Source organism: Bradyrhizobium sp. NBAIM18 (genome assembly GCF_020193825.1).
Lineage (GTDB): Bacteria > Pseudomonadota > Alphaproteobacteria > Rhizobiales > Xanthobacteraceae > Bradyrhizobium > Bradyrhizobium yuanmingense.
Genome location: NZ_JADYVO010000007.1, coordinates 238,915 through 259,983 on the forward strand (window position 1 = coordinate 238,915; position 21,069 = coordinate 259,983).

Genomic DNA, 21,069 nt, shown 5'->3' on the forward strand with positions numbered 1-21,069 from the left:
CCTCACTCGTACCGGAGCGCTTCGACGGGATCGAGGCGCGCGGCGCGCCACGACGGATAGAGCGTCGCCAGGAACGACAGCGTCAGCGCCATGATGACGACGGCCGTGGTCTCGCCGACGTCGATCTCGGCGGGCAGTTTCGAAAGGAAGTAGAGCTCCGGCGAGAACAGCTCGGTCGAGGTCAGCCAGGACAGGAACTGCCGGATCGATTCGATGTTGACGCAGATCACGAGGCCGACGCAGAAGCCGACCAGCGTGCCGACCACGCCGATCGAAGCGCCCGTGATCAGGAATATCCGCATGATCGATCCCTGCGAGGCGCCCATGGTGCGCAGGATCGCGATGTCGCTGCCCTTGTCCTTCACCAGCATGATCAGGCCGGAGACGATGTTGAGCGCGGCGACCAGCACGATCATGGTCAGGATCAGGAACATCACGTTGCGCTCGACCTGGAGCGCGTTGAAGAAGGTCGAATTGCGCTGCCGCCAATCCACCAGGAAGATCGGCCGGCCCGCCGCCTCCGTCACCGCCTTGCGGAAGGCGTCGATCCTGTCGGGGTTGGTCGTGAACACCTCGATCGAGGTGACGTCGTTGCTGCGGTTGAAATAGGCCTGCGCCTCGGCAAGCGGCATGAACACGAAGCCGAGATCGTACTCGGACATGCCGATCTCGAACACCGCGACGATCTTGTACGGTTTTATGCGGGGCGTCGTTCCCATGGGCGTCACTGCGCCCTTCGGCGCCACCAGCGTGATGCTGTCGCCGGCATGCAGCGAAAGCTGATCGGCGAGGCGCCGGCCGATCGCAACGCCCTGCCCTTCGTCAAACCCCTCGAGGGAACCCTGCTTGATGTTCTTGGCGATCGAGGTGAGGTTGTTGAGATCGTCGGAGCGGATGCCGCGCACCAGGACGCCCGAGGCGTTCCAAGGCGATGACGCCAGCGCCTGACCGTCAACCACCGGCGCCGCGAGCCGGATGCCCTCGACCTGGCTGAGGCGGTCGGCAACGTCCTTCCAGTCGGTCAGCGGCGATTCCAGGGGCTGGACCAGGATGTGGCCGTTGAGGCCCAGGATCTTGTCGAGCAGCTCCTTGCGGAAGCCGTTCATCACGGCCATGACGATGATCAGCGTCGCAACGCCGAGCATGATGCCGAGAAAGGAGAACCCGGCGATGACCGAGATGAATCCCTCTTTCCGCCGCGCCCGCAAATAGCGCGCCGACAGCATCCACTCGAATGGCGCGAAAGGCGCGGTTTGCACGGTTTCGGTCATGGTCTCATCCATCGCTCGATAATCCCATGATTCGGGGTCAATTGTGGCCGGATTGGCGGCCGCGATATCGCGCGATGAACAATATTCAGCCGATCAGCCTTCTCAGCCCACAAGTCTTGCGACCGCGTCGGCAGGCGACATGGTCTCGCGCGCGCCGTCGCTGCGCCGCTTGATCTCGACCTTGCCGTCGGCGAGCCCCTTCGGCCCGATCATGATCTGCCAGGGGATGCCGATCAGATCGGCGGCGGCGAATTTGGCGCCGGCGCGTTGATCGGTGTCGTCATAGAGCACGTCGACGCCCTTGCCCGTGAGCTCGGCATAGAGCTTCTCGCAGGCCGCATCGACGGCCGCATCGCCCTGCTTCAGGTTGAGGATCGAGACGCGGAACGGTGCCACCGCTTCCGGCCATTTGATGCCGGCATCGTCATGGCAAGCCTCGATGATGGCACCTAGCAGGCGCGAGACGCCGACGCCGTACGAGCCGCCATGGATCGGCACGTCGACACCATCAGGCCCCGCCACGAGCGCCTTCATCGGCTCGGAATATTTGGTGCCGAAATAGAAGATCTGGCCGACCTCGATGCCGCGGGTGTTCACCCGCTTGTCCACGGGCACCTCCTGCTCGAACCGCGCGGCATCGTGGACGTCTTCGGTCGCCGCATAGAGCGAGGTCCATTGCTTGATGATCGGCGTCAGGTCGCTCTCATAATCCACGTCCTCGCCCGGCACCGGCAGGTCCAGCACGTCGCGATTAATGAACACGCCGGATTCGCCGGTCTCAGCGAGCACGATGAACTCGTGGCTGAGATCGCCGCCGATCGGGCCGGTCTCGGCGCGCATCGGGATCGCCTTCAGCCCCATCCGCGCGAAGGTGCGCAAGTATGCGACGAACATCTTGTTGTAGGCGACGCGCGCCGCGGCCTCGTTGAGGTCGAAGGAATAGGCGTCCTTCATCAGGAACTCGCGGCCGCGCATCACGCCGAAGCGCGGACGCTGCTCGTCGCGGAATTTCCATTGGATATGATAGAGATTGAGCGGCAGGTTCTTGTAGGACTTCACATAGGCGCGGAAGATCTCGGTGATCATTTCCTCGTTGGTCGGTCCGTACAGCAGCTCGCGCTTGTGGCGGTCGGCGATGCGCAGCATCTCCGGGCCGTAGGCGTCGTAGCGGCCGCTCTCGCGCCAGAGGTCGGCGAGCTGGAGCGTCGGCATCAAGACCTCGATCGCGCCAGAGCGATTCTGCTCCTCGCGCACGATCTGCTCGATCTTCTTCAGCACGCGAAAGCCGAGCGGCAGCCAGGCATAGATGCCCGCCGCCTCCTGCCGGATCATGCCGGCACGCAGCATCAGCCGATGCGAGACGATCTCCGCCTCTTTCGGATTTTCCTTCAGGATGGGCAGAAAGAACCGCGACAACCGCATGGTAATACTCTGGGAATCAGTGATCGCCTGCAGTGAAACCGGATTGGGAGCGAAAACACAAGACGGGAATGAGGAAAAGCCGCTAACGCGGCGAAATACCTGTCATTTTTCCGTTGCCTTCAGATTTGACTTCAGGAGCACCGTGCTCAGCAAAGCCGGTGAGCCTAGGGCGGTGGCACCTCGAGTTCATCCGCCAGCGTGATCTTCTCGAAATCGCTCACAAGCGCCTCGATCCGCACACGCCAGCGGCCGGCGAAGGGCAGCTCGACCTTGCGCACGTGCCAGTAGCCATCCGGTCCGAGCAAGGCGTCCCGTTCCATCGGCTCGATGCCACGCTCGGGCAGACTGAGGGTCAACGTCACCTCCTTGGCCGCCAGGGGCGTCCCCTCGCCGGTCATGAGCTGGAGCACGAAATCGTTCTTGCCGACCTTTCCAGGTGACACCAGCACCTGGAACATCGCCTTGTCGCCGTGGATGTGGATCGCCAACGTCGTCTCCGGAATGATCGTTCGCGGCGGCGGCGTGAAGCGCCAGCCGGCGACGACGGCAAAGATGGCGAGGGCGATCACGCATTCGAGGAGGATCGAGCGCTTGAGGATGGTCTGGGCTCCACGATCGCGGGCGAGTGCCGGAGTGAGGCGGAAGCGGTTGAGCGCCGCAAGTGCGAGCAGCATGAGAACCAGGCCGAGCTTGATCGAGAGGATGAGGCCATAGCGGGTCTCGACCAACGCCGAAACTTTTTCGAGCTGAACAAGCGCAAGGGCGAGGCCCGTCAATGCCAGCACGCCGACCGCCGGCATGGCGATGCCCGAGAAGCGCTTCACGACGGCGAGTGTTGCCGGCGTCGGCTTCGACAGCAAAGCCGCGAGCGGAGCAAGAGCGCCGATCCATAGCGCAACGCACAGGCCGTGAAGAAACATCGCCGGGCGCATCATCATTCGAGGCGGCGCCGTTGCGGCATGCCCGCTCATGGCGAGCGACAGGCCCACGCCGACCATGGCAATGATCGCAAGAGCCCGCGAAGACCATGCGCTGCGGAGCGCCAGCAAGGCGAACAGCATCGCGGCGGCAGCAACTAGAAACGCGCGGCCGGCACTGGTTGCCACCGCGACCTTCCAAGGCGCGGCCGTCGCGAGCGCCGCCGGCGGCAGGCCGAGGAGATCGAGACCCAGCGCACCGAGCGACACCACCGCGCTGGAAAGGCCGACCGCGAGCGCCATGCGCGGCACGGTCATGCCGGCCAGAGACCATGATATCCAGCGCGCAAACCACACCCCGCCGACGCCTACGAACAGACCGAGATAGAAGCCAACGCGCGCCAGCCAGATCAGCGCGGCCAACCAATGGTCCGTACTCGCGGGCAGCTTCGTTTCCGACGGCATGCCGACTGAAAACATCAGCGATCCCACGATCGGATGGCCATCCTGCGAGACCACGCGATAGCTGACGACCGCCGTCCCCTCAGGCAGATCCGCTGGCATCTGGATCAAAATCGTGTCGCCGGACGCACTGACGCGCGTCTCGTCCCGCGCCCTGCCCGTGCCGTCGATCAGCCGGATCGCGCCCGGCGTTACCGGTTCGTTGAACCGCAGCCCGACCACCTTCGGCGCGGTCGCGAGCGTGCTGCCATTCGCCGGCTCGACGGAGATCAGCGCCGCATGCGCAAGCGCACCGCTCGCGAAGCCCGCAGCGAAGAGCAGCGTCGCGACCGCGGCGACGAGGCGCATCAGGGTTTCGGCAGGAGCTTGACGCCAGGCGCCGGCGACTTGCCCTCATGCGAATGGCTTGACCCCTCGGTTGGGATCTCGATCCAGCGACGAACGCCGGTCTCGCATTCCTGAACCACTGGGAAGTACAAGGTCGTGTTCGCCTTGAGCTTGTCGGTCAGCACCGTCTGCATGATGAACTCGTCGTAGTTCTTGTCAGCCAACTTGCCGCCGGACCACGCCACCTCCTTGACGCCGGACGAGAGCTTGTTGCCGTGATAGTCGTATTCCCCGGCATATTTGCCCTCGACGACGTCGACGGTCCAGCCGGCCTTCGGCATCGGCTTCACCGCGATGACCCCTTCCGGAACCTGCACGCGGAGCTTCACCGTCGGCGAGCCCGCGCAGCCATGCGGCACGGTGAACACCGCCTTGTAGGACGCGCCGATTGTGGCTTGCTTGGTCTCGAGCGAGACATGCGCCGCCACTGGTGATGCGGCGACCGCGGCAATCAGAATCAAGCAGGATCGCTTCGACATATTCGGTCTCCCGAGAGTCCAGAACAGTCTCATTTCATCTTCATTCCCGAATGATCCGGCATTTTCTTCATGTCCATGTGACCCGAGTGCCCCCCACCACCCGGTGCTTGCGCGCCGACGCCCTGGACGTCGAGCGCAACGGTGATCTTTCCGGCCTTCTCGAACTGAAGCGTCACCGGCACCTTGTCGCCCTGCTTGAACGGCCCCTTCAGCTCCTGAAGCATCAAATGATTGCCGCCGGGGGCGAGCTTCACGGTCTTGCCGGGCTCGATCGCCAGTCCCTTGTCGAGCGCGCGCATCTTCATCACGCCGTTGTCCATCGCCATCTCGTGAATCTCAGCCTTGCCTGCGATGTCGGCGGATACGCTGACGAGCCTGTCGGCGGCGCTGCCCTTGTTTTCGATGGTAAGATAGCCGCCGGCGACCTTGGCGCCGCCCGGCGTTGCCCGGCTCCAGGCCTGCGAGATGACGAGATCGCCGGTCTTGACGTCGTCGGCTGCGACTGCCGCGCTGGTGCCGAGCAGCATGGCGGCAGCCAGAAGTGATAGCTTGATCCTGTTCATTTGGTTCCCTCGGTTTTGATCTGATTGGATCGGTCGTGGTGGTCTCGGCAGCCCCAGCGCGCTTACCATCGATACCTCATTCCGGTGTAGACCGCCCGGCCGGCGCCTGGCTCGAACAACGCCGACGTCGCAGTGGCGCGATCGATGATACTGGCGCTTGCAATGTAGGTCCTGTTGGTGAGGTTTCGACCCTCGATATAGGCGGAGAATGGCCCGCCATTGTCGAAGCCCGCTTTCAATCCGAGCAGTGCATACGGCTCCGTCGTCAACGTGTTCATACTGTCGACAAAATAGGCCTGCGGCACCCATTCGACGTTCGGACCGGCATAGAAACCGATCGGATGCTTGTAGAGCAATTCGGCGCGCAAATAGTGACGCGGTGCACCGGGCAGCTGGTTGTTGCCGAATGTCGGGTCGTTATCGAAGCGAAAATCGTTGTAGGTATAAGCGAGGTTGAGCCACACCTTGTCGGGCGCGCCTCCTGTCACGAAGATGTCGCGGAAGATTGCTGCCCCTGCCCCAGCCTCGACGCCCTGGTGGAAGGTTCGGTCGGCATTGGTCACGTTGCAATTGCCGAACGCGCTGTAGAGGCACAGCAGCTCATCGCGGATATTGGCGCGATAGGCGGTCAGCTCCCACGTGTAGTCGGGCCGTCTCATGCGCGTCCCGATCTCGTAGGTCGTCGCAATCTGCGGGCGGATGCTGGTGAACGGAATCGTCGGAATGCCAGGACCGCGCGCGCTCTCGCCGAAGCTCGGCACTTCGGCGCTCCGCGAAACGTTGGCGAAGGCCTGCCACGTCGGGTCGATCTGCCACAGCAGGCCCGCCTTCGGCGACCAAAGATCAAAACGTGTTGCTCCCGACTGGTCGCCGTCGCCAAGAAACCGGTCCCGCCGTTTGCGGGTCGCATGCAGAAATTGCGTGCCGGCAATCGCGGCGACATTCGGCAGAAAGTAGAAGCTGTCCTCAACGTAAACCGAGGTGTTCTCCGAGCGATCGACCGACGACGACAGCAATGCACCCTTCTGTCCGGCAATGTTGGCGAATTGCTGGTTGTCGATGCTGCCATTCAATAGGTTGACGCCCGCGACCAGCCTGTTGCGGTAACCGCCGATCATGCGGTCGTCCGTGATCTTCGCGAAGCCGCCGTAATCCCTATAGCGATAATCGAGCCACTGGAAGATCGGATGCATGAGGTGTCGGTCGACGCCGAAAGCGCCGAACTCGAATTTGGTGTCGTCGAATCGGATCGTCGTCTTGTTCGCCAGCCTGACCGTGTCGATGTTGCGCTGCTGGTCCAGCGCAACGTTCGCCGGAGCCGCGGCCTCCGGATTGGTCAAGGCAGACGCCTTGGTGACGGTTCCTGGAATGCGTTGCCGCACCTCGTTGGCGTTGAGATAGAATCGCGTCTCGAAATCCGGCGAGAACTGGTAGCCAACATTGCCGCTCACGCGGTTGCCCGAGCCGAAGCTGTGATCACGGAAGCCGTCCGTGGCCTGCGTCGATGCGGTGACAAAACCATCCCACGGCCCGTTGGCGCCCCCTGCATTGGCCTGCAGTCGCCTGAAACCGAAGGCTCCCACGTCGAGCGAGACGCCATTCGGAAACCGGTCGCGTCCCGATGGCGTCACGAAGTTGACGGCGCCGCCCAGCGAATTGGCTCCGAACTGCAGCGCATTCCCGCCCTTGTACACCTCGACATATTTGTAGGCCGTCGGGTCGATCTCCTGGAAATCGCCGTAGCCGTCCGCCGTGCTGATCGGGATGCCGTTCATGTAAAGCTGCACGCCACGCAGATGGAAATTGCGCGACAGGCCGGATCCGCGGATCGAAAGCCGGGTGTCGTCGCCCCATTTCGGTTGCGCAAATACGCCGGGCACGTAGTCCAGGACATCCTTGATCGTGCTGGCGGGAGTCGAATTCCGGTAGGCCTCCGCTGCGACCAGCGCTACGCCGCCCGGCGTCTGGTTGATCTCGCTCAGCGCCTGGTGGGCGGTGAGAACCGTCAGGGCACCAGGGCCGGGGCCCCCTTCGGAAGCTGCCGTCGGTTGCGGACGCGCAGTTGCAGGCGCGCGGGCCCGCGTTGATCGCGCGGGCGTTCGCTGTGCGCGGGCTGGTGAGGCCCGTTTCTCCCGTGGCGCGTCGACCGTGACGGGAGGAAGCTCGCGTCGGCTTTCCTCCGCGATGGCATTGGGAGGCACGACGAGGGCAGAAGCTGAGGCAAGCAGAATCTTACGTGCGGAAAGCAGTCGAAAGAAGCCTGAACGAGGCATGAGGTCATTCCTGATGCCGGCAGAGGGCCGGCGCATTGCGATCCCGGCACGGCTGAAGCCGGTTCGGAGCTGAAGGTTTCGCAGATCAGGAAATGCGAGGGGGAGCGCGCGCCCAAGCGCTCGAACCGTCGATGGCGGCGAGGACGGGCGCGTTCGCCATGCGCCAGACGATGCGGGCGATGGGGCGGACGGGAGTTGAGAACGCCGTATGGGGCGGCGCGTCAAGCGAAGCGTCAGCGTGCGCGAGGCAACAAAGCGCACATGCGCCAGCTTTTGCGGCCGGTGTCCCGGTCTCGTTGACCGGGCCGCCGCCCTGCTCACTTGCGCTGTGGCAGATGACGCCTGCAGAGAACGGATCGGCCGCAGCCTGGCCGGCCGCGAGACAGGCGGCGATCGGCGCCAGCACCTGCATCACCAGGGCGAGCAGGACCAGAGGCAGGAATTTTTGCAGGCGAGCGCGCATCCGCCGGACCATTCGTTCGTGCGCTAACTAATCACTCGGGCGCAGCCGAGTCGAGGCCAGTTCCGTCGCCCGTTGGGCCCTGCGCAAACTGCTCGAAAAATTGTGGTCGGACGACCCCACCCTCCGGCGGGCCGGCATCTGAGGCAGGAAAACCCGCCCGGCCATCCACAAATTTCTTATATCTGTCATATATTTAAGGGGCCGGAAGCCCGATCGTTTCGTCAGTTGCTCCTATTTTGAACATTCGTTGCCGAAAATGATGACAAGTGAGAAAAGTTGATCTAGCATCCCTCTTGCTCAGGCGCTGACCGCGAGGTCGAGGCCTGGTGGTCCAAGTCTCGGGAGGAGCCCCTGGCGCGCAAAACGCAGCGTCGCCCCGTCAATCAAGATCAAATCTTAAGATCGGGGATAATAGGGTCGACACAATTTTTGAGCGGGGCCAGGGCCCCGCTCTTTTTTTGCCCGCGGCGCTGAACCGTCGATGAACGCGGCCTCTCTTCTCATCGAAAACAGCTTCGAACGTGCGGCCTCGCGCTGCGCCGACCTCACGCCGTTCGTCTATCGACGTCTGTTCGATCTCCATCCGGAAACGCAGGCGATGTTCCGCACGGACGGCGGTGACCTCGTGAAGGGGTCGATGCTGGCGCTGACGATCGAGGCGATTCTCGACTTCGCCGGCGAGCGCCGCGGGGATTTCCGGCTAATCGCGTGCGAGGTCGCCTCGCACGACGCCTATGGCACGCCGCGCGAGCTGTTCATCGCGTTCTTCGCCGTCATCAGGGATGCGCTCCGCGATCTGCTCGGCGATGAATGGACGCCCGAGATCGCGCAGTCCTGGGATACATTGCTCGCCGAGATCGACGCATTCGCCGCCGCGGCCACCTGACGCTTTGCGCTGCACCAACGCGCGGGCTGCGACGACACTGCGGCTGAATGCAGATTGAGTGCGAACAACTCTTGTGAGAGACTTTCGGAGATCGGTAGCGCTACCAATGACGCGCCGACGACAAAATATATGGGAGCGAGCGATGTCCGGGACGAAAGATTTCTCGACGACCAGGCGCGATCTTCTTCAGGCGGCTGCGGCCGCCGGCGCCGGAGCTGCCATCCTCGGCAGCATGGGCATAAACCCCGCACTGGCCGCAGTCGGACGCAGCGAGAAGCCGTTGAAGGCGGCGTTCTCCAACGCCGGCCTCCAGGCCACCTGGTGCGCGCAAGGCAAGCAGGCGGCGGAATTCTGGGGCAAGCTGTTCAACGTCGAGGTGACCTGGTTCGACGGCCAGCTCGACGCCGTGAAGCAGCGCGCGGCGATCGACAACATGGCCTCGCAGAAATGGGACTTCGTCGCGATCCAGGCCTTCGGCATCGGCACCCTCACCCAGCCGGTGCAGAAGATGATCGACGCCGGCACGCCCGTGATCGACATGGATACGCTGATCGCGCCGCTCGATCAGATCAACGTCCATTCCTTCCTCGCTCCCGACAACGAGTTCATGGGCGCTTCGGTGACACAGGCGCTGTGCAACGCCATGGGCGGCAAGGGCAAGATCATCATGACGCAGGGCGCGCTCGGCCACACCGGTGCGCAGGGCCGCGCCAAGGGCTTCAACTCGGTCGTCAAGCAATTCCCGGGCATCGAAGTGCTGGACACCCAGCCGGCCGATTGGGACGTGTCGAAGACCGCCCGCCTCTGGGAGACCTATCTGACCAAATACCCGCAGATCGATGCGGCCTTCTTCCACAATGACGACATGGCGCTGGCCGCCGCCAACATCATGAAAGCGCGCAATCGCACCAACATCCTGATCGGCGGGGTCGACGCCATGCCGCCGGCGATCCAGGCGGTCAGCGAAGGCCGTATGTTCGCGACCGTCCGCAATCCGTCCTGCCGCATCCATGGCGGCGCCATCGTCGCGGGCGTCTCCGCCGTGATCGGCGGCGAGAAGAGCGGACAAGGCATCCCGAAGAACGTCGTCACCGACGGTCCGGTCGTGACCAAGGCCAACGCCGCCGGAATGCAGTGGATGCAGGATCACTTCCTGATCTGAGCGTCCAGATCCTTCATGAGCGTGGGACAACAGCCCATCCTGGAACTGCAGGGCATCACGAAGAGCTTCGGCGGCGTCGAAGCGCTTCGTGGTGTCGACTTCGCGCTCTATCCCGGCGAGATCCATGGTCTCGTCGGCGAGAACGGCGCCGGCAAGAGCACGCTGATGAAGATCATCGCCGGCGTGCACACCGAGTTCTCCGGCCGCTTCTTGGTCGACGGCCGGGAGATGCATTTTCGCTCGGCGCGCGATGCGCACGCCGCCGGCATCGCCATGGTGCACCAGGAGCTCAGCGTCGCGCCCGACCTGACGGTCGCGGAGAACGTCTTCCTCGGCAACCAGCCGACCAACGCCTTCGGCCTCGTGCAATGGCGGCGGATGGCGCGGGAGGCGGGCGAGCAGCTCGCCCGCTTCGGCATCGACGTCGACCCGATGGCACGGCTCGGCGACCTTCCGATCGGGCTGCAGCAGCTGATCGAGATCGCGCGCGTGCTGTTCTCCGGCGCGCGGATCGTCATCCTGGACGAGCCGACCTCCGCCCTCTCCCCGCCCGAGGTCGAGCGCCTGTTCAAGGCGCTCCGGCGGCTGCGCGAGCAAGGCACTGCCATCGTCTTCATCTCGCATTTCATCGAGGACATCTTGCTGGTGTCCGACACGGTGACCGTGTTCCGCAACGGCCGCAAGGTTGCGGAGACGGCGAGCGCCGCGACCAGCAAGGGCGCACTGATCGAGGCCATGATCGGCCGCGGCGGCGAGGCGCTCGAGCATAGCTACACCGACGATCTGATGCTGCCGCAGCCGAGCGACAGCAAGGTCATTCTCAGCGTCGACCAGCTGTCGCTGTCCCGCAGCCTGCAGGACGTCTCGTTCGAAGCCCGTGCCGGCGAGGTGCTCGGCATCTACGGCTTCATGGGCTGCGGCCAGCAGGAGCTGTCGCGCATCCTGTTCGGCAAGTTGAAGCCGGACGGGGGGACGCTTGCAGTCGAAGGCGTGACGAAAACGTTCGCCAGCACGGCGGCGGCGCGCCGCGCCGGCGTGGCGCTGGTGCCGGAGAGCCGGCGCGACATGCTGTTCCACCAGGAGCCGGTCTACAAGAACATCTCGATCAGCATCCTCGACCGCATCTCCTCGCTGCTGCTCAAGCCGGCGCAGGAGCGCGACATCGCCAAGCGCCAGGTCGAGCAGCTGCAGATCAGGCCGCCGGTGGTCGGCCTCGATCTCGGCATGCTCTCGGGCGGCAACCAGCAGAAGGTCGCCCTGGCGAAATGGCTGACCTATCCGCCCAAGCTGCTGGTGCTGTGCGAGCCGACCCGTGGCATGGATGTCGGCGCCAAGAACGACGTCATCAACATCGTCCGCGACCTCAGAACGAAGGGGCTCGCGATCATCGTGCTGTCGACCGAGCCGGAAACGGTGCTGTCGCTGGCAGATCGCATCCTCGTGCTCAAGCGCGGCGCCTTGGTGCGTGAATTCAAGAACGAGCCGGTCAGCAAGGACCGCCTGCTGGAAGCGGCGTGACGGAGAAGCACATGAGCAGCGAGACGGCTTTGGCGACAGGACAACGGGCACGGGGCCTTGCCCCCTTCCTGCGCTCGCAGATGCGCAACATCGCCCCGTTCCTGACGCTGATCTTCCTCACCGCCTTCTTCGCCTTCGCCAGCCCCTCCTTCGCGACGCTCGACAATCTCGGCAACATCCTCACCCAGGTGTCGGTGACGGGCATCATCGCCGTCGGCCTCACCTTCGTGATCCTCTGCGCCGAAATCGACCTGTCGGTCGCCAGCATCGCCAACGTCACGGGCATTGCGGTCGCCTACTTCACGCTGCAGGAATCCTACGTCAACATCGCCAACATTCCCCTGCCCGGCGCAGTCGCGATCATCCTGTCGCTGCTGCTCTGCGCCCTGCTCGGTCTCGTCAACGCGCTGGGGCTGACCGTGATCGGCATCCCCTCCTTCATCATGACGCTGGCGATGATGCAGATCGCCGCCGGGATCTCCGCGCTGCTGGTGCGCGGCCAGATCGCCTACAAGGTGCCGAGCCTGATCACGACGCTCGGCTCGGGCTCGATCGGCGGCATCCCCTGGATCGTCATCGTTGCCGCCATCATGCTGCTCGGTGGCCATCTGGTGCTGACCTACACGCGCTTCGGCCGCTACGTCTACATGGTCGGCGGCAATCGCGAGGCGGCCGAATATTCGGGCCTCAACGTCAAGCTCATCCTCGGTGCGGTCATGGTGATCTCGGCGGTGTGCTCGGGCCTCGGCGGCATGCTCGGCGTTGCCCATTTCGGCAGCGCGCAGCAGAACGAGTTCGACACCTACCTGCTCGATTCCATCGCCGCCGTCGTGGTCGGCGGCACCAGCCTGTTCGGCGGCCGCGGCGGCATCGGCAACACCATCGTCGGCCTCTTCGTGCTCGGCGTGCTCAACAACGGCCTCGACCACGTCAACATCGACAGCTTCCTCAAGATCCTGATCCGCGGCCTGATCCTGCTGGCGGCGCTGGTCATCAACGTCTATGCGCAGCGCTTGAGGGAGAAAGCGGCGGAATAGACGGCCGGCAAAACAAAAGTGCGAAAACAACCCCATGCACAGTAGCCGGTGCCAGCGGAATCAATGACTTGCCGGCGGGCGTCGCGAGATTGCGGATTCGGCGAAGTCAATTTGCTCCGTCGGGCAAAACAGGGGTATAGTGGCATCATCGGCAGCCGGCTTTGAAAGGCCGGTGCATCCCCGTCCTTGCGAGCGCAGCAGCAATCCAGAGTCTTTCCGCGGATGCATTTCTGGATTGCTTCGCTGCGCTCGCAATGACGATGTAGCGGCAGAAGGAATACGGCCTAACGCTCCGCCTTCGCGTTTGATGGCAATCGCGAGAAGCGGAAATTGCAGTGGCTGGCGCCGCCGGCCAGCGTCTGGGTCCGCTCCAGGCGGATGCCTCGCGTCGCGTAGGCGACGAAGTCGAGGCCGCAGATGTTCGGCAGGATTTCCGTGTCGCCGCGGCGCGCCGCGAGCTTGCAGAATCCGCAGGCCTTGTAGTTGATGCCGAACTCGAAAGTGTCCTGCGGACCCGGCTCGACGAAATCGTAGACGAAATCTTCCGGAAACTCCGCTTGATGAGCCTCTGTGACGCTCCTTGCCGCCTGCTTGCGCATCAAGGCCTGGTTCTCCCGTGACATGAACTGGCGCCCCGCGGCGAGACGCTCGGCTTCGGGAATCGTCTGCAGCTGCGCCCTGTAGGTTTCCCGCTCGATCTCGCCGATCACGGGTACCGGCACGCCACGCCGCCGCAGCACCCGACTGATGGCCATGAAGCCGGTCAGGCGCATGAAGAAATCGCTCATGCGGCTTGCCGTGCCGCCGACATAGGGCATCTGGGTGAGGACGATCTCGAATTCGTCCATCACCTCCTGCCTGATTGCGTCGATATCTGAGAGATGCGCACGCTCGCGGAGCATCGCTTCGGCAAGGTCTATTCGCTCGCGCATGGCGGCTTCCATGGCTTGCCGGTGCGTCTGGTAGAACGGATGAATCTCAGCCATTGGACACCCGATATGATTGGCTCATTGCAACATCGACGACGCCCCTCATTCGGCGGCGATCGCCTCGATCTCGAGCAGCCATTTGCTGTCGACCGTGTCGACGACCACGACGGTCAACGCCGGCTGGTGCTCCCCGAGCATCGCGCGGCGAATGGCGCGGTTGGCGACGACTTGACTGCGGTCGGTCAGGAACGTGGTGACCTTGACCAGGTGCTCGACACCAAGGCCTGCCGCGGCCAGCACCTCCCTGACATTGCACCAAGCCTGCTCGCATTGCGCCTCGAAGCCATCAGGCACGGTGCCGTCGGACGTTTCAGGAACCTGGCCGCTGATGAACAGCAGGCGGCGATGCTGCTTCAGCTCCAGGCCCATGCAGTAGCCGCCGGCGGGTGGGTGAACCGTAGCGGGATTGTGGCTGACGATGTGAGCTGGGGACATGACGTTTCTCCGGATTTGCGGGTCAAGCGTATCCGGCGGCATCAGGGCCGCGCAAAGCATCATTCCTGCGGTTCAGCGCAAGAAAATCTATTGCAAGGCCGCGGCCCATCGGTGTCAAAGTGCGGTTACGATGACTTACGCCCTGCCCCCGCTCAACGCGCTCCGCGCCTTCGAGGCCGCCGCGCGCCATCTCAGCTTCAAGCTAGCCGCGCACGAGCTGCACGTCTCGCCCGCCGCCGTAGGGCAGCAGGTGAAAGCGCTGGAGGCGCGCCTTGGCGTGCAGCTGTTCGAGCGGCTGCACAAGCAGCTCATCCTCACCGAGGCCGGCCAGGCCTATCTGCCAGGGATCTCCGAAGGCTTTCGCCACATTGCCGAGGCGACCTCGCAGTTGAAGCCGTCGGGCACGGTGCTCCTGCACGTGGGGGTGCACGGCAGCTACGACCTACGCCGCCTCGATCTGGCGGCGTTTCGCAGTACACACGCGGAGATCGGTGTACGCGTGCTGCAGCCCGCCGGCCTGCACGAGCTCGTCGAGGGCAAGGTGGACGTGCTGATCGCCCGCGGCGTGAGCCACCATCCGGGCTATCGGTGCGAGCGGATCAATGAGGGATCGGGCCCGGGCGATTGGCTGGTTGCGCCGGAAGGCACGGCGGATTGTCCGGAGATCGTAAGTTTTCGGGCGTGGCTGCGGGCCCTGTTGGCCGACAAACCGCTCGCAAACCGCCGCCCGCGTCTGGTCGGCGGCGTCGGGAGTTGAGGGTGTTCAACGTGCGTGCCAAGGCCCAGGGCTGCGTTCAACTCACCGCATCCTTGCAGAGAAACCGTGGTGACTGTCTATGGCGCGTCGTCATAAACCCGCGCCGCAGTTAGAACGCGGATGAGGTCCGCTGTGCTCCTGGTAGCCGCGCAGAAGCCGGCCTCGCCGGACGTCAGAGTTGGGCCATCAGCGGATATGCGGCTCGTTGGTGATAGAAGGGCGTCTACTTCTCCAGTTCCTTGATTAAGTCGCCCAAGCTTCTGTCTTGAGGTAAGAGCCGCTGCATCTGACGGGCATAGTCCAGGGCGGCTGCCACATCGCCCTTCTCGCGGCTGAGATGGATCGCGGCTGAAAGCATGTCCCGATTATTCGGATGAGCGCGCAGGCCCTCCCTCAGTATAGTAAGCGCATCGTCGCGACGGCCGGCCGAGTAAAGCCCGATCGCATAGACATAGGCATAGCGCGCCTGCCCAGCATCAAGCACAGCCGCCTGACGCAGTTCGTCGAGCGCCGCCTCGTTGCGTTTTTGGCGCACCAAGGTCAAGCCGAGCGCATGGTGCAGCGAAGCATCTTGCGCCGAACCCAACAGAGCCCCGCGCAAGACCCGCTCGCCGTCATTCTCGCGTCCGAGTTGGCGGTACAGGTCGGCCAGATTGATCGCGGCGGCTGCAAACGAGGGGTCTAGCCTAATCGCGGCCAGATATTCGTTCTCGGCGTCGCGGGCGTTCGCTTGGCGCGCGAAGAAGCTGCCGAGCGCGGTCCGCGCGTCCGGACGGTCGGCGTTGAGCTTTTGCGCAGCAACGAATTCGGCTGCAGCCCGCGCGAACCTGTCGCGATCTCCTGCGGGCTGGCGCGCCGAAGGTACGGAGGCGAGCAGCTCGGCGGCGCGAACGCGGACGCCGCGAACCGAATCGCTCAGTTGCGCCGAGCCGAGCGTCCAGAGCTGGTCCCCCTCCATACCTTCGAGTCCATCAAGTGCTCCCAGTCTGACCAGCGGATCCGGATCGGACAGGCCGCGGCGGATCAGGTCAGCGTCAGGCGCAGGAAGCTGAGCTAGCGCGCTGGCGCGCACGATCGAGGGTACGTCGCCGGCGGCGGCGAGTGCAGCAAGCAGCGCCTGCGCAGTTGCTTCCTCATTCCAGGCCGCATGGAATGCGCGGGCGTGGGTTTGATATCCCTGCCGCCTCGGGCCGAACCACGTCTCGATCTGCCGGGCCGCCCAAGCAGCTTGCTTGTCGCGGTGGCAGTCATTGCACGCGTTCGGGGCGCCCGTCTGCATTGAGAGATCAGGGCGCGGGATCCGGAAGCCGTGATCGTGGCGGCGGTCGACCACCATGTACCGGCGCTCCGGCATGTGGCAGGAGGCGCAGCTCAGTGGCTGAGAAACCTCGGCGTGATGCCGGTGCGCGGCTGATTCATACTTGGCCGACGCATGGCACTGCGCACAGACGCCGTCGCCCGGCGCCTTCAGCGCGGCGCTATGCGGATCGTGGCAGTCGCTGCAAGTCACGCCCTTGGCAAACATCTTGCTCTGCCTGAACGGCGCGTAGTTGTAGGTCTCCTCGTCGTCGCGCATCTGGCCGTCGGCATGGAAGCGCTGGCGGTCGAGCAGCGACACCGCGTGGGTTTCGGAAAGCGACCGTCCCGGCGTCCAGTCCTCGGAGAGCTGGCCACGGCGCGCGTGGCAGCGGCCGCAGGTCTCGACTTCCTTACGCCGGGCCGGTGCCGGCGCACTGCGCACCGGCTTCAAGGTCCCGCCATCGACTGACCATGTGATGCCCGAGCGTTCATCGAACCTCACTAACAGTTCGTGATCCGGACCGGATACCTTGCTCCTGCTCCTTGCCCATGCGACATGCCGCGAGCCCGCGCCATGACAAGCTTCGCATCCTACGCTGATCTCGGCAAACGTGGTGGCAAACTGGTTCTTTGAAGCGTCATAGTTCTTGTGCACGCCAGTCGAGTGGCACTCGGCGCACATGAAATTCCAGTTTTGGTTTGGCTTTGTCCAGTGCAGGGGGTCGCTACTGGTGACGGCCGCATCGGGATAGAGGTGAAACCAGCGCTGACCGCCCTGCTCCCGTGACCTCGTATCCCACGCGATGGAGAGCGCTTGGATGCGGCCGTCGAGGAATTCAATCAGGTATTGCTGCAGCGGATCGACGCCGAAGGTGTACTTGACTTCGAAGGTTGCGAGCTTGCCATCGGGTCCGTCCGTCTCGACTAGAAATTTCTTGTCATGTCGGAAGAAGCGCGAACGTGTCCCTGCATACTCGTACACCGCTTCATTGAAATCACCGCGCACCGACTGCTCGGTGGCGTGATCCATGGCGTGCCGGTGTTGCGAGGCTTGCCAGAGTTTCGCCTCTGTCTGGTGGCACCCGCTGCAGGCCGGGCTACCGACGAAGCGCAGTTCGGCGATCTGCTGTGGAAAGGTTAGACTGTCCGTTCTCGTGTACCAGTAGAGCGCCGCGGCAGCGCCAACAAACAACAAAGCGAGAGCGCTCACCAGTCGGGGGGCGTACTTCCGCGGTGCCGCCGGTTGATGTGGCGCATCGAGCGACGGCGCTAGCCTCCCCTTCTCATGGGCCCTTCGGCGCTTGCGGTTCTTCCCAGAGCCCTTCGCCACGTCCGCTTACCGATCCGAGCATCTTCCTGCCCGTCTGAACTACACTCGAAGATCATTCTCGTGAAGCGCAATTCTCGTCTCGCGGGCCAGATCAATGAGAGAGAGGCAGAACATCACGAGCGCAGCCATGAACAGGATCGCCACCCCGTACTCATGTGCCAAATGCAGCAGTGCGCTTACAAATGCAACAATGATGATCAAGGCCGTCAGTATCGCCGAGACAATTGCGCAGAATAGCGATCTGTTCAAGAGTGCCGCCCGCTGGCGCAGCCGAGGCAGGTCAGCCTTGAGGAATGATTTAGAGGCGTCGCTTCCCGGGATGCCATGAATGAAATGGGTTCTGTCGATCACCCGATTGATACGGGAGATCAGAACCGAGATAAAGGCAGCCACCGCGCCCAGGAGGAACGCGGGTGCGGCGACATTGCCAATGATCCGCGCTAACTGATCAATGGAAGGCGTCACCGGTATCAACTGGGTTACACTTTGCACAGTAACATCAACATGCGTTCGTCAGCTCCCCGCGCTGGAATAGGAGGAGCGCGCGAGTTCGCAAACGCTCCCCCGATTGAGTCTCAATAGTCAGTCGCTGGCCTTCTTCACCGCGTCCTGCATGGCCTTACGATCTGGCTCAGCCAGCTGCTCCGGTCCGGTCTTGATAGTCAGCTTGTCGATGGTCCCGGTGAAACGGAACGGCAGGGTGTAGCTCTCATCCACGGGCGTGCGCGTGTCAGCTCCAACGTCAAAGGATTCATCTATTGCCATCATGAACGGGATCGTGTGCTCCATCTTCTGTTCGGAAAGCATCTTTCCGTCCACGGAAAGCACACCAGTGCCGCCCTTGCCGAGGCCGGGGCCATCGTATTTGAAGTCGAACACGATCGTGTGCTTGCCCGGCTTGAGCGAGCTACCCAGCCAGTCCTCCGCTCCGACGCCACCTTCCCAACGGTAGCGTTTCAAGTTGAGCAGATTGTAGACGAAGACCGGCTTGCCCTTTTGAACATACAATCCATAGCCAACGAACCGGCCGCCCATTGTTACGATCATTCCCTCGGCACCGCCCTCCGGGATCGTGATGTTCGCCGTGATCGTGAAATTCCGGTTCAGGAGGCTGGGGGCGTTCCCGATCGGAATATCCAGATTCTCACCTGTGTAGGTGAATTCGTTTCGCCCCGCCGTCCCGCTTGGCCGCGGCGTGAGCAGACGAGGCAGCACCGAGTTGTCTAGCGGCAGAACCTGGTATTTTGCTGCCTCCGCCATGAACAATGCCTGCATCTCCTTGAGCTTCTCGGGCTGCTTGGCAGCGAGGTCGTTCGCCTGCGAGAAGTCCTCAGTAATGTTGTAGAGTTCCCACTTGTACTGCTCGACCGGCGGCAGCGGCTTCGTGCCGACCAGCCACGGTGGCTCCGGCGGAGTCGTCGCCGCGTACCAGCCTTCGTGGTAGATGCCGCGGTTTGCGAACATCTCGAAGTATTGAGTGGTGCGTTTCGATGGCGCGTTGGCGTTAGCCTTGTCGAACGTATACGCCATGCTCACACCTTCAATCGGCTTCTGCTTGATGCCGTCGACCATGTCGGGGGCCTTGATGCCGGCCGCATCGAGGATTGTCGGCACGATGTCGATCATGTGATGGAATTGGTTGCGGATGCCCCCGACATCATTGATGTGGCGGGGCCATGAGATGGCCATGCCTTGCCGCGTTCCGCCGAAATGCGAGGCAATTTGCTTCGTCCATTTGAACGGCGTATCGAATGCCCACGCCCACGGCACGGCCATGTGCGGATAGGTTTCGGCAGAGCCCCAGGACTCGTAGTAGCGGAGGTACTCGGCTTCTGGCAACTCAAGCATGCCGTTGGCGACGGTCAACCAATTCGGCGTGCCCATCATCGAGCCTTCCGAACTCGTCCCGTTGTCGCCATTGATGTAGATGATCAGCGTGTTGTCGAGCTTGCCCATGTCCTCAACGGCCTGAATCACGCGGCCGATCTCGTGATCATTATAGGCGGTGAAGGCCGCGAAGACGTCGGCTTGGCGGGTGACGATCTTCTTTTTCACCTCAGAGAGGGAATCCCACCTGGGCAAGGAGTCCGGCCACGGGGTGAGTTGCGTATTGGCAGGAATGACGCCGAGGCGCTTCTGGTTAGCGAAGATCCGCTCCCGCAGCTTCTCCCAGCCGTCGTCGAACAGCCGCATCCTGCTGATCTTGTCGATCCATTCCTTAGTCGGCTGGTGCGGATCGTGCGTCGCCCCGGGCACGTAGTAGACCAGGAAGGGCTTCTCCGGAGCCGAGGCATTGAGCTCCTTCATGTACTTGATGGCCTCGTCGGCCATGTCGGTGACGAGGTTGTAGTCCTTCCTGCCGAGCCAGGGATAAATCGGGCTGTGATTGCGGAAAAGGTACGGGGTCCACTGGTCGGACTCGCCGCCCATGAAGCCATAGAAATACTGGAAGCCCATTCCGCTCGGCCACTGGTCGAACGGCCCCGCCGCGCTGTACTGGAAAGCCGGCGTGTTGTGGTTCTTGCCGAACCACGAGGTGGCATAGCCGTTGTCGCTAAGGACCCGGCCGATGGTGGCGTTCTCGGGACCGATGATCGAGTTGTAGCCGGGGTAGCCGGTTGCGAATTCGCTGATCTGGCCGAAGCCGACCGAGTGATGATTGCGACCTGTGATCAACGCCGCTCGCGTCGGCGAACACAGCGCGGTCGAGTGGAACTGGGTATATCGCAAACCAGCCTTGGCGATCCGATCCAATGCCGGTGTCGGAATCACGCCACCGAATGTGCTGGGCACGCCAAAACCGGAGTCGTCGGTCATGATGAGCAGCACATTGGGCGCGCCTTTCCGCGGCACGACCGTCGGCGGCCACCACGGCTTGGAGTCCTTGGCATTTTCCTTGATTACGCCGCCGAACGGCAAGGGTGGCGGCGGCAGCTGGTTGCCGGGAATAGTGACGGTCGCGGCAGGGGATCCGGTTGGCGCTGCGGCCTGCTGTGCAAGTGCAGGCACTGACATCGCCGAAGTCAAAAGCGCTGCAGCAACGATGACGCGAAGATTCATTGCAGGCCCTCCAAGCAACTGAACATCGAATTTTATCTGGGAGAATTTGCGAGGCGCCGCGTTGACACAGATCAACTTGCTAGTTCCCATTGCGAACGGGACAGTGCGAAGAATTTAGTTGCAGAGTAGCAACATCTGAAGAGATTCAAGCGTTACGGACAAGCGGCCACTTCGTAACTCCTCACAATCAAATGACTGATTCTGTGTAGCAATACGCTCACTGGGCTTGCGCAACGAACACATGTTTCCTTTGGCTTGCAGCGGCCATATTTTGACATGCATCAAGCCGCAGCACGGCGCGCCCGTGTCTCTTTCCACCAACGATAGACGCCGGTGGCTCGAGGCGTGTTCGGAGCCGC

General features: G+C 63.1%; 17 protein-coding genes. 5 read left to right on the top strand and 12 right to left on the bottom strand.

The window, feature by feature from the left end; all coding sequences use genetic code 11:
- Positions 1–2 precede the first annotated feature (2 nt).
- The 7 genes from I6F17_RS18285 to I6F17_RS18315 all read right to left on the bottom strand — a co-directional run bounded on the left by I6F17_RS18285 (position 3) and on the right by I6F17_RS18315 (position 8,237).
- A complete protein-coding gene (locus I6F17_RS18285; protein WP_036010095.1) occupies positions 3–1,283 on the bottom strand; it encodes a lipoprotein-releasing ABC transporter permease subunit in 1,281 nt (426 codons plus the stop codon).
- A gap of 90 nt (positions 1,284–1,373) precedes the next feature.
- Positions 1,374–2,693: a proline--tRNA ligase gene (proS, locus tag I6F17_RS18290; protein ID WP_036038943.1), complete on the bottom strand. Its 1,320-nt coding sequence runs from the start codon at positions 2,691–2,693 to the stop codon at positions 1,374–1,376.
- Between the two features lie 164 nt (positions 2,694–2,857).
- Positions 2,858–4,420, bottom strand: coding sequence for a CopD family protein (locus tag I6F17_RS18295; RefSeq protein WP_225124080.1), 1,563 nt, complete (start codon positions 4,418–4,420; stop codon positions 2,858–2,860).
- Positions 4,420–4,938: a YcnI family protein gene (locus I6F17_RS18300; protein ID WP_225124079.1), complete on the bottom strand. Its 519-nt coding sequence runs from the start codon at positions 4,936–4,938 to the stop codon at positions 4,420–4,422. The genes I6F17_RS18295 and I6F17_RS18300 overlap by 1 nt, the downstream gene beginning before the upstream one ends.
- Before the next feature lie 29 nt (positions 4,939–4,967).
- Positions 4,968–5,501 carry a copper chaperone PCu(A)C gene (locus tag I6F17_RS18305; protein WP_225124078.1) on the bottom strand — a complete coding sequence of 178 codons (534 nt, stop codon included), beginning with the start codon at positions 5,499–5,501 and terminating at the stop codon, positions 4,968–4,970.
- A 62-nt stretch (positions 5,502–5,563) separates the two neighbouring features.
- Positions 5,564–7,774, bottom strand: coding sequence for a TonB-dependent receptor (locus I6F17_RS18310; protein ID WP_225124077.1), 2,211 nt, complete (start codon positions 7,772–7,774; stop codon positions 5,564–5,566).
- Positions 7,775–7,859: 85 nt separating this feature from the next.
- Positions 7,860–8,237 carry a DUF2946 family protein gene (locus I6F17_RS18315; protein ID WP_225124076.1) on the bottom strand — a complete coding sequence of 126 codons (378 nt, stop codon included), beginning with the start codon at positions 8,235–8,237 and terminating at the stop codon, positions 7,860–7,862.
- A gap of 481 nt (positions 8,238–8,718) precedes the next feature.
- On the opposite strand from I6F17_RS18315, the gene I6F17_RS18320 reads away from it, so the two are divergent.
- From I6F17_RS18320 to I6F17_RS18335, 4 genes are all read left to right on the top strand, one after another.
- Positions 8,719–9,123, top strand: coding sequence for a globin (locus I6F17_RS18320; RefSeq protein WP_225124075.1), 405 nt, complete (start codon positions 8,719–8,721; stop codon positions 9,121–9,123).
- Positions 9,124–9,265: 142 nt separating this feature from the next.
- Complete coding sequence (locus I6F17_RS18325) at positions 9,266–10,285, top strand: sugar ABC transporter substrate-binding protein (RefSeq protein WP_036038951.1); 1,020 nt, start codon at positions 9,266–9,268, stop codon at positions 10,283–10,285.
- A gap of 15 nt (positions 10,286–10,300) precedes the next feature.
- Positions 10,301–11,803 (top strand): sugar ABC transporter ATP-binding protein, encoded by a 1,503-nt coding sequence (locus I6F17_RS18330; protein WP_036038953.1) that lies wholly within the window; start codon positions 10,301–10,303, stop codon positions 11,801–11,803.
- 11 nt (positions 11,804–11,814) lie between these two features.
- Positions 11,815–12,840: an ABC transporter permease gene (locus I6F17_RS18335; RefSeq protein ID WP_036038970.1), complete on the top strand. Its 1,026-nt coding sequence runs from the start codon at positions 11,815–11,817 to the stop codon at positions 12,838–12,840.
- Between the two features lie 284 nt (positions 12,841–13,124).
- Here the strand turns inward: I6F17_RS18335 and I6F17_RS18340 are convergent, their stop codons facing one another.
- Together I6F17_RS18340 and I6F17_RS18345 are read right to left on the bottom strand one after the other, a co-directional pair.
- A complete protein-coding gene (locus tag I6F17_RS18340; protein WP_036038955.1) occupies positions 13,125–13,826 on the bottom strand; it encodes an L-2-amino-thiazoline-4-carboxylic acid hydrolase in 702 nt (233 codons plus the stop codon).
- 45 nt (positions 13,827–13,871) lie between these two features.
- Positions 13,872–14,264, bottom strand: coding sequence for a RidA family protein (locus tag I6F17_RS18345; protein ID WP_225124074.1), 393 nt, complete (start codon positions 14,262–14,264; stop codon positions 13,872–13,874).
- Positions 14,265–14,394: 130 nt separating this feature from the next.
- Between I6F17_RS18345 and I6F17_RS18350 the strand changes: the two genes are divergently transcribed.
- Entirely contained in the window at positions 14,395–15,021 is a 627-nt protein-coding gene (locus I6F17_RS18350) for a LysR family transcriptional regulator (protein ID WP_036038958.1), read from the top strand.
- A gap of 223 nt (positions 15,022–15,244) precedes the next feature.
- On the opposite strand, the gene I6F17_RS18355 is transcribed toward I6F17_RS18350, so the two are convergent.
- From I6F17_RS18355 to I6F17_RS18365, 3 genes are all read right to left on the bottom strand, one after another.
- Positions 15,245–17,530, bottom strand: a complete 2,286-nt coding sequence (locus I6F17_RS18355; protein WP_338107421.1) for a multiheme c-type cytochrome — start codon at positions 17,528–17,530, stop codon at positions 15,245–15,247.
- Between the two features lie 159 nt (positions 17,531–17,689).
- Positions 17,690–18,115, bottom strand: coding sequence for a DUF2721 domain-containing protein (locus I6F17_RS18360; protein WP_225124073.1), 426 nt, complete (start codon positions 18,113–18,115; stop codon positions 17,690–17,692).
- Positions 18,116–18,232: 117 nt separating this feature from the next.
- Positions 18,233–20,710, bottom strand: coding sequence for an arylsulfatase (locus I6F17_RS18365; RefSeq protein ID WP_225124072.1), 2,478 nt, complete (start codon positions 20,708–20,710; stop codon positions 18,233–18,235).
- Positions 20,711–21,069 lie beyond the last annotated feature (359 nt).

What these genes read in the sequence shown, in the direction of transcription:
- I6F17_RS18285 (WP_036010095.1), bottom strand. Translation starts at nt 1,283, where the DNA reads ATGGATGAGACCATGACCGAAACCGTGCAAACCGCGCCTTTCGCGCCA.
- proS (WP_036038943.1), bottom strand. Translation starts at nt 2,693, where the DNA reads ATGCGGTTGTCGCGGTTCTTTCTGCCCATCCTGAAGGAAAATCCGAAA.
- I6F17_RS18295 (WP_225124080.1), bottom strand. Translation starts at nt 4,420, where the DNA reads ATGCGCCTCGTCGCCGCGGTCGCGACGCTGCTCTTCGCTGCGGGCTTC.
- I6F17_RS18300 (WP_225124079.1), bottom strand. Translation starts at nt 4,938, where the DNA reads ATGTCGAAGCGATCCTGCTTGATTCTGATTGCCGCGGTCGCCGCATCA.
- I6F17_RS18305 (WP_225124078.1), bottom strand. Translation starts at nt 5,501, where the DNA reads ATGAACAGGATCAAGCTATCACTTCTGGCTGCCGCCATGCTGCTCGGC.
- I6F17_RS18310 (WP_225124077.1), bottom strand. Translation starts at nt 7,774, where the DNA reads ATGCCTCGTTCAGGCTTCTTTCGACTGCTTTCCGCACGTAAGATTCTG.
- I6F17_RS18315 (WP_225124076.1), bottom strand. Translation starts at nt 8,237, where the DNA reads ATGCGCGCTCGCCTGCAAAAATTCCTGCCTCTGGTCCTGCTCGCCCTG.
- I6F17_RS18320 (WP_225124075.1), top strand. Translation starts at nt 8,719, where the DNA reads ATGAACGCGGCCTCTCTTCTCATCGAAAACAGCTTCGAACGTGCGGCC.
- I6F17_RS18325 (WP_036038951.1), top strand. Translation starts at nt 9,266, where the DNA reads ATGTCCGGGACGAAAGATTTCTCGACGACCAGGCGCGATCTTCTTCAG.
- I6F17_RS18330 (WP_036038953.1), top strand. Translation starts at nt 10,301, where the DNA reads ATGAGCGTGGGACAACAGCCCATCCTGGAACTGCAGGGCATCACGAAG.
- I6F17_RS18335 (WP_036038970.1), top strand. Translation starts at nt 11,815, where the DNA reads ATGAGCAGCGAGACGGCTTTGGCGACAGGACAACGGGCACGGGGCCTT.
- I6F17_RS18340 (WP_036038955.1), bottom strand. Translation starts at nt 13,826, where the DNA reads ATGGCTGAGATTCATCCGTTCTACCAGACGCACCGGCAAGCCATGGAA.
- I6F17_RS18345 (WP_225124074.1), bottom strand. Translation starts at nt 14,264, where the DNA reads ATGTCCCCAGCTCACATCGTCAGCCACAATCCCGCTACGGTTCACCCA.
- I6F17_RS18350 (WP_036038958.1), top strand. Translation starts at nt 14,395, where the DNA reads ATGACTTACGCCCTGCCCCCGCTCAACGCGCTCCGCGCCTTCGAGGCC.
- I6F17_RS18365 (WP_225124072.1), bottom strand. Translation starts at nt 20,710, where the DNA reads ATGAATCTTCGCGTCATCGTTGCTGCAGCGCTTTTGACTTCGGCGATG.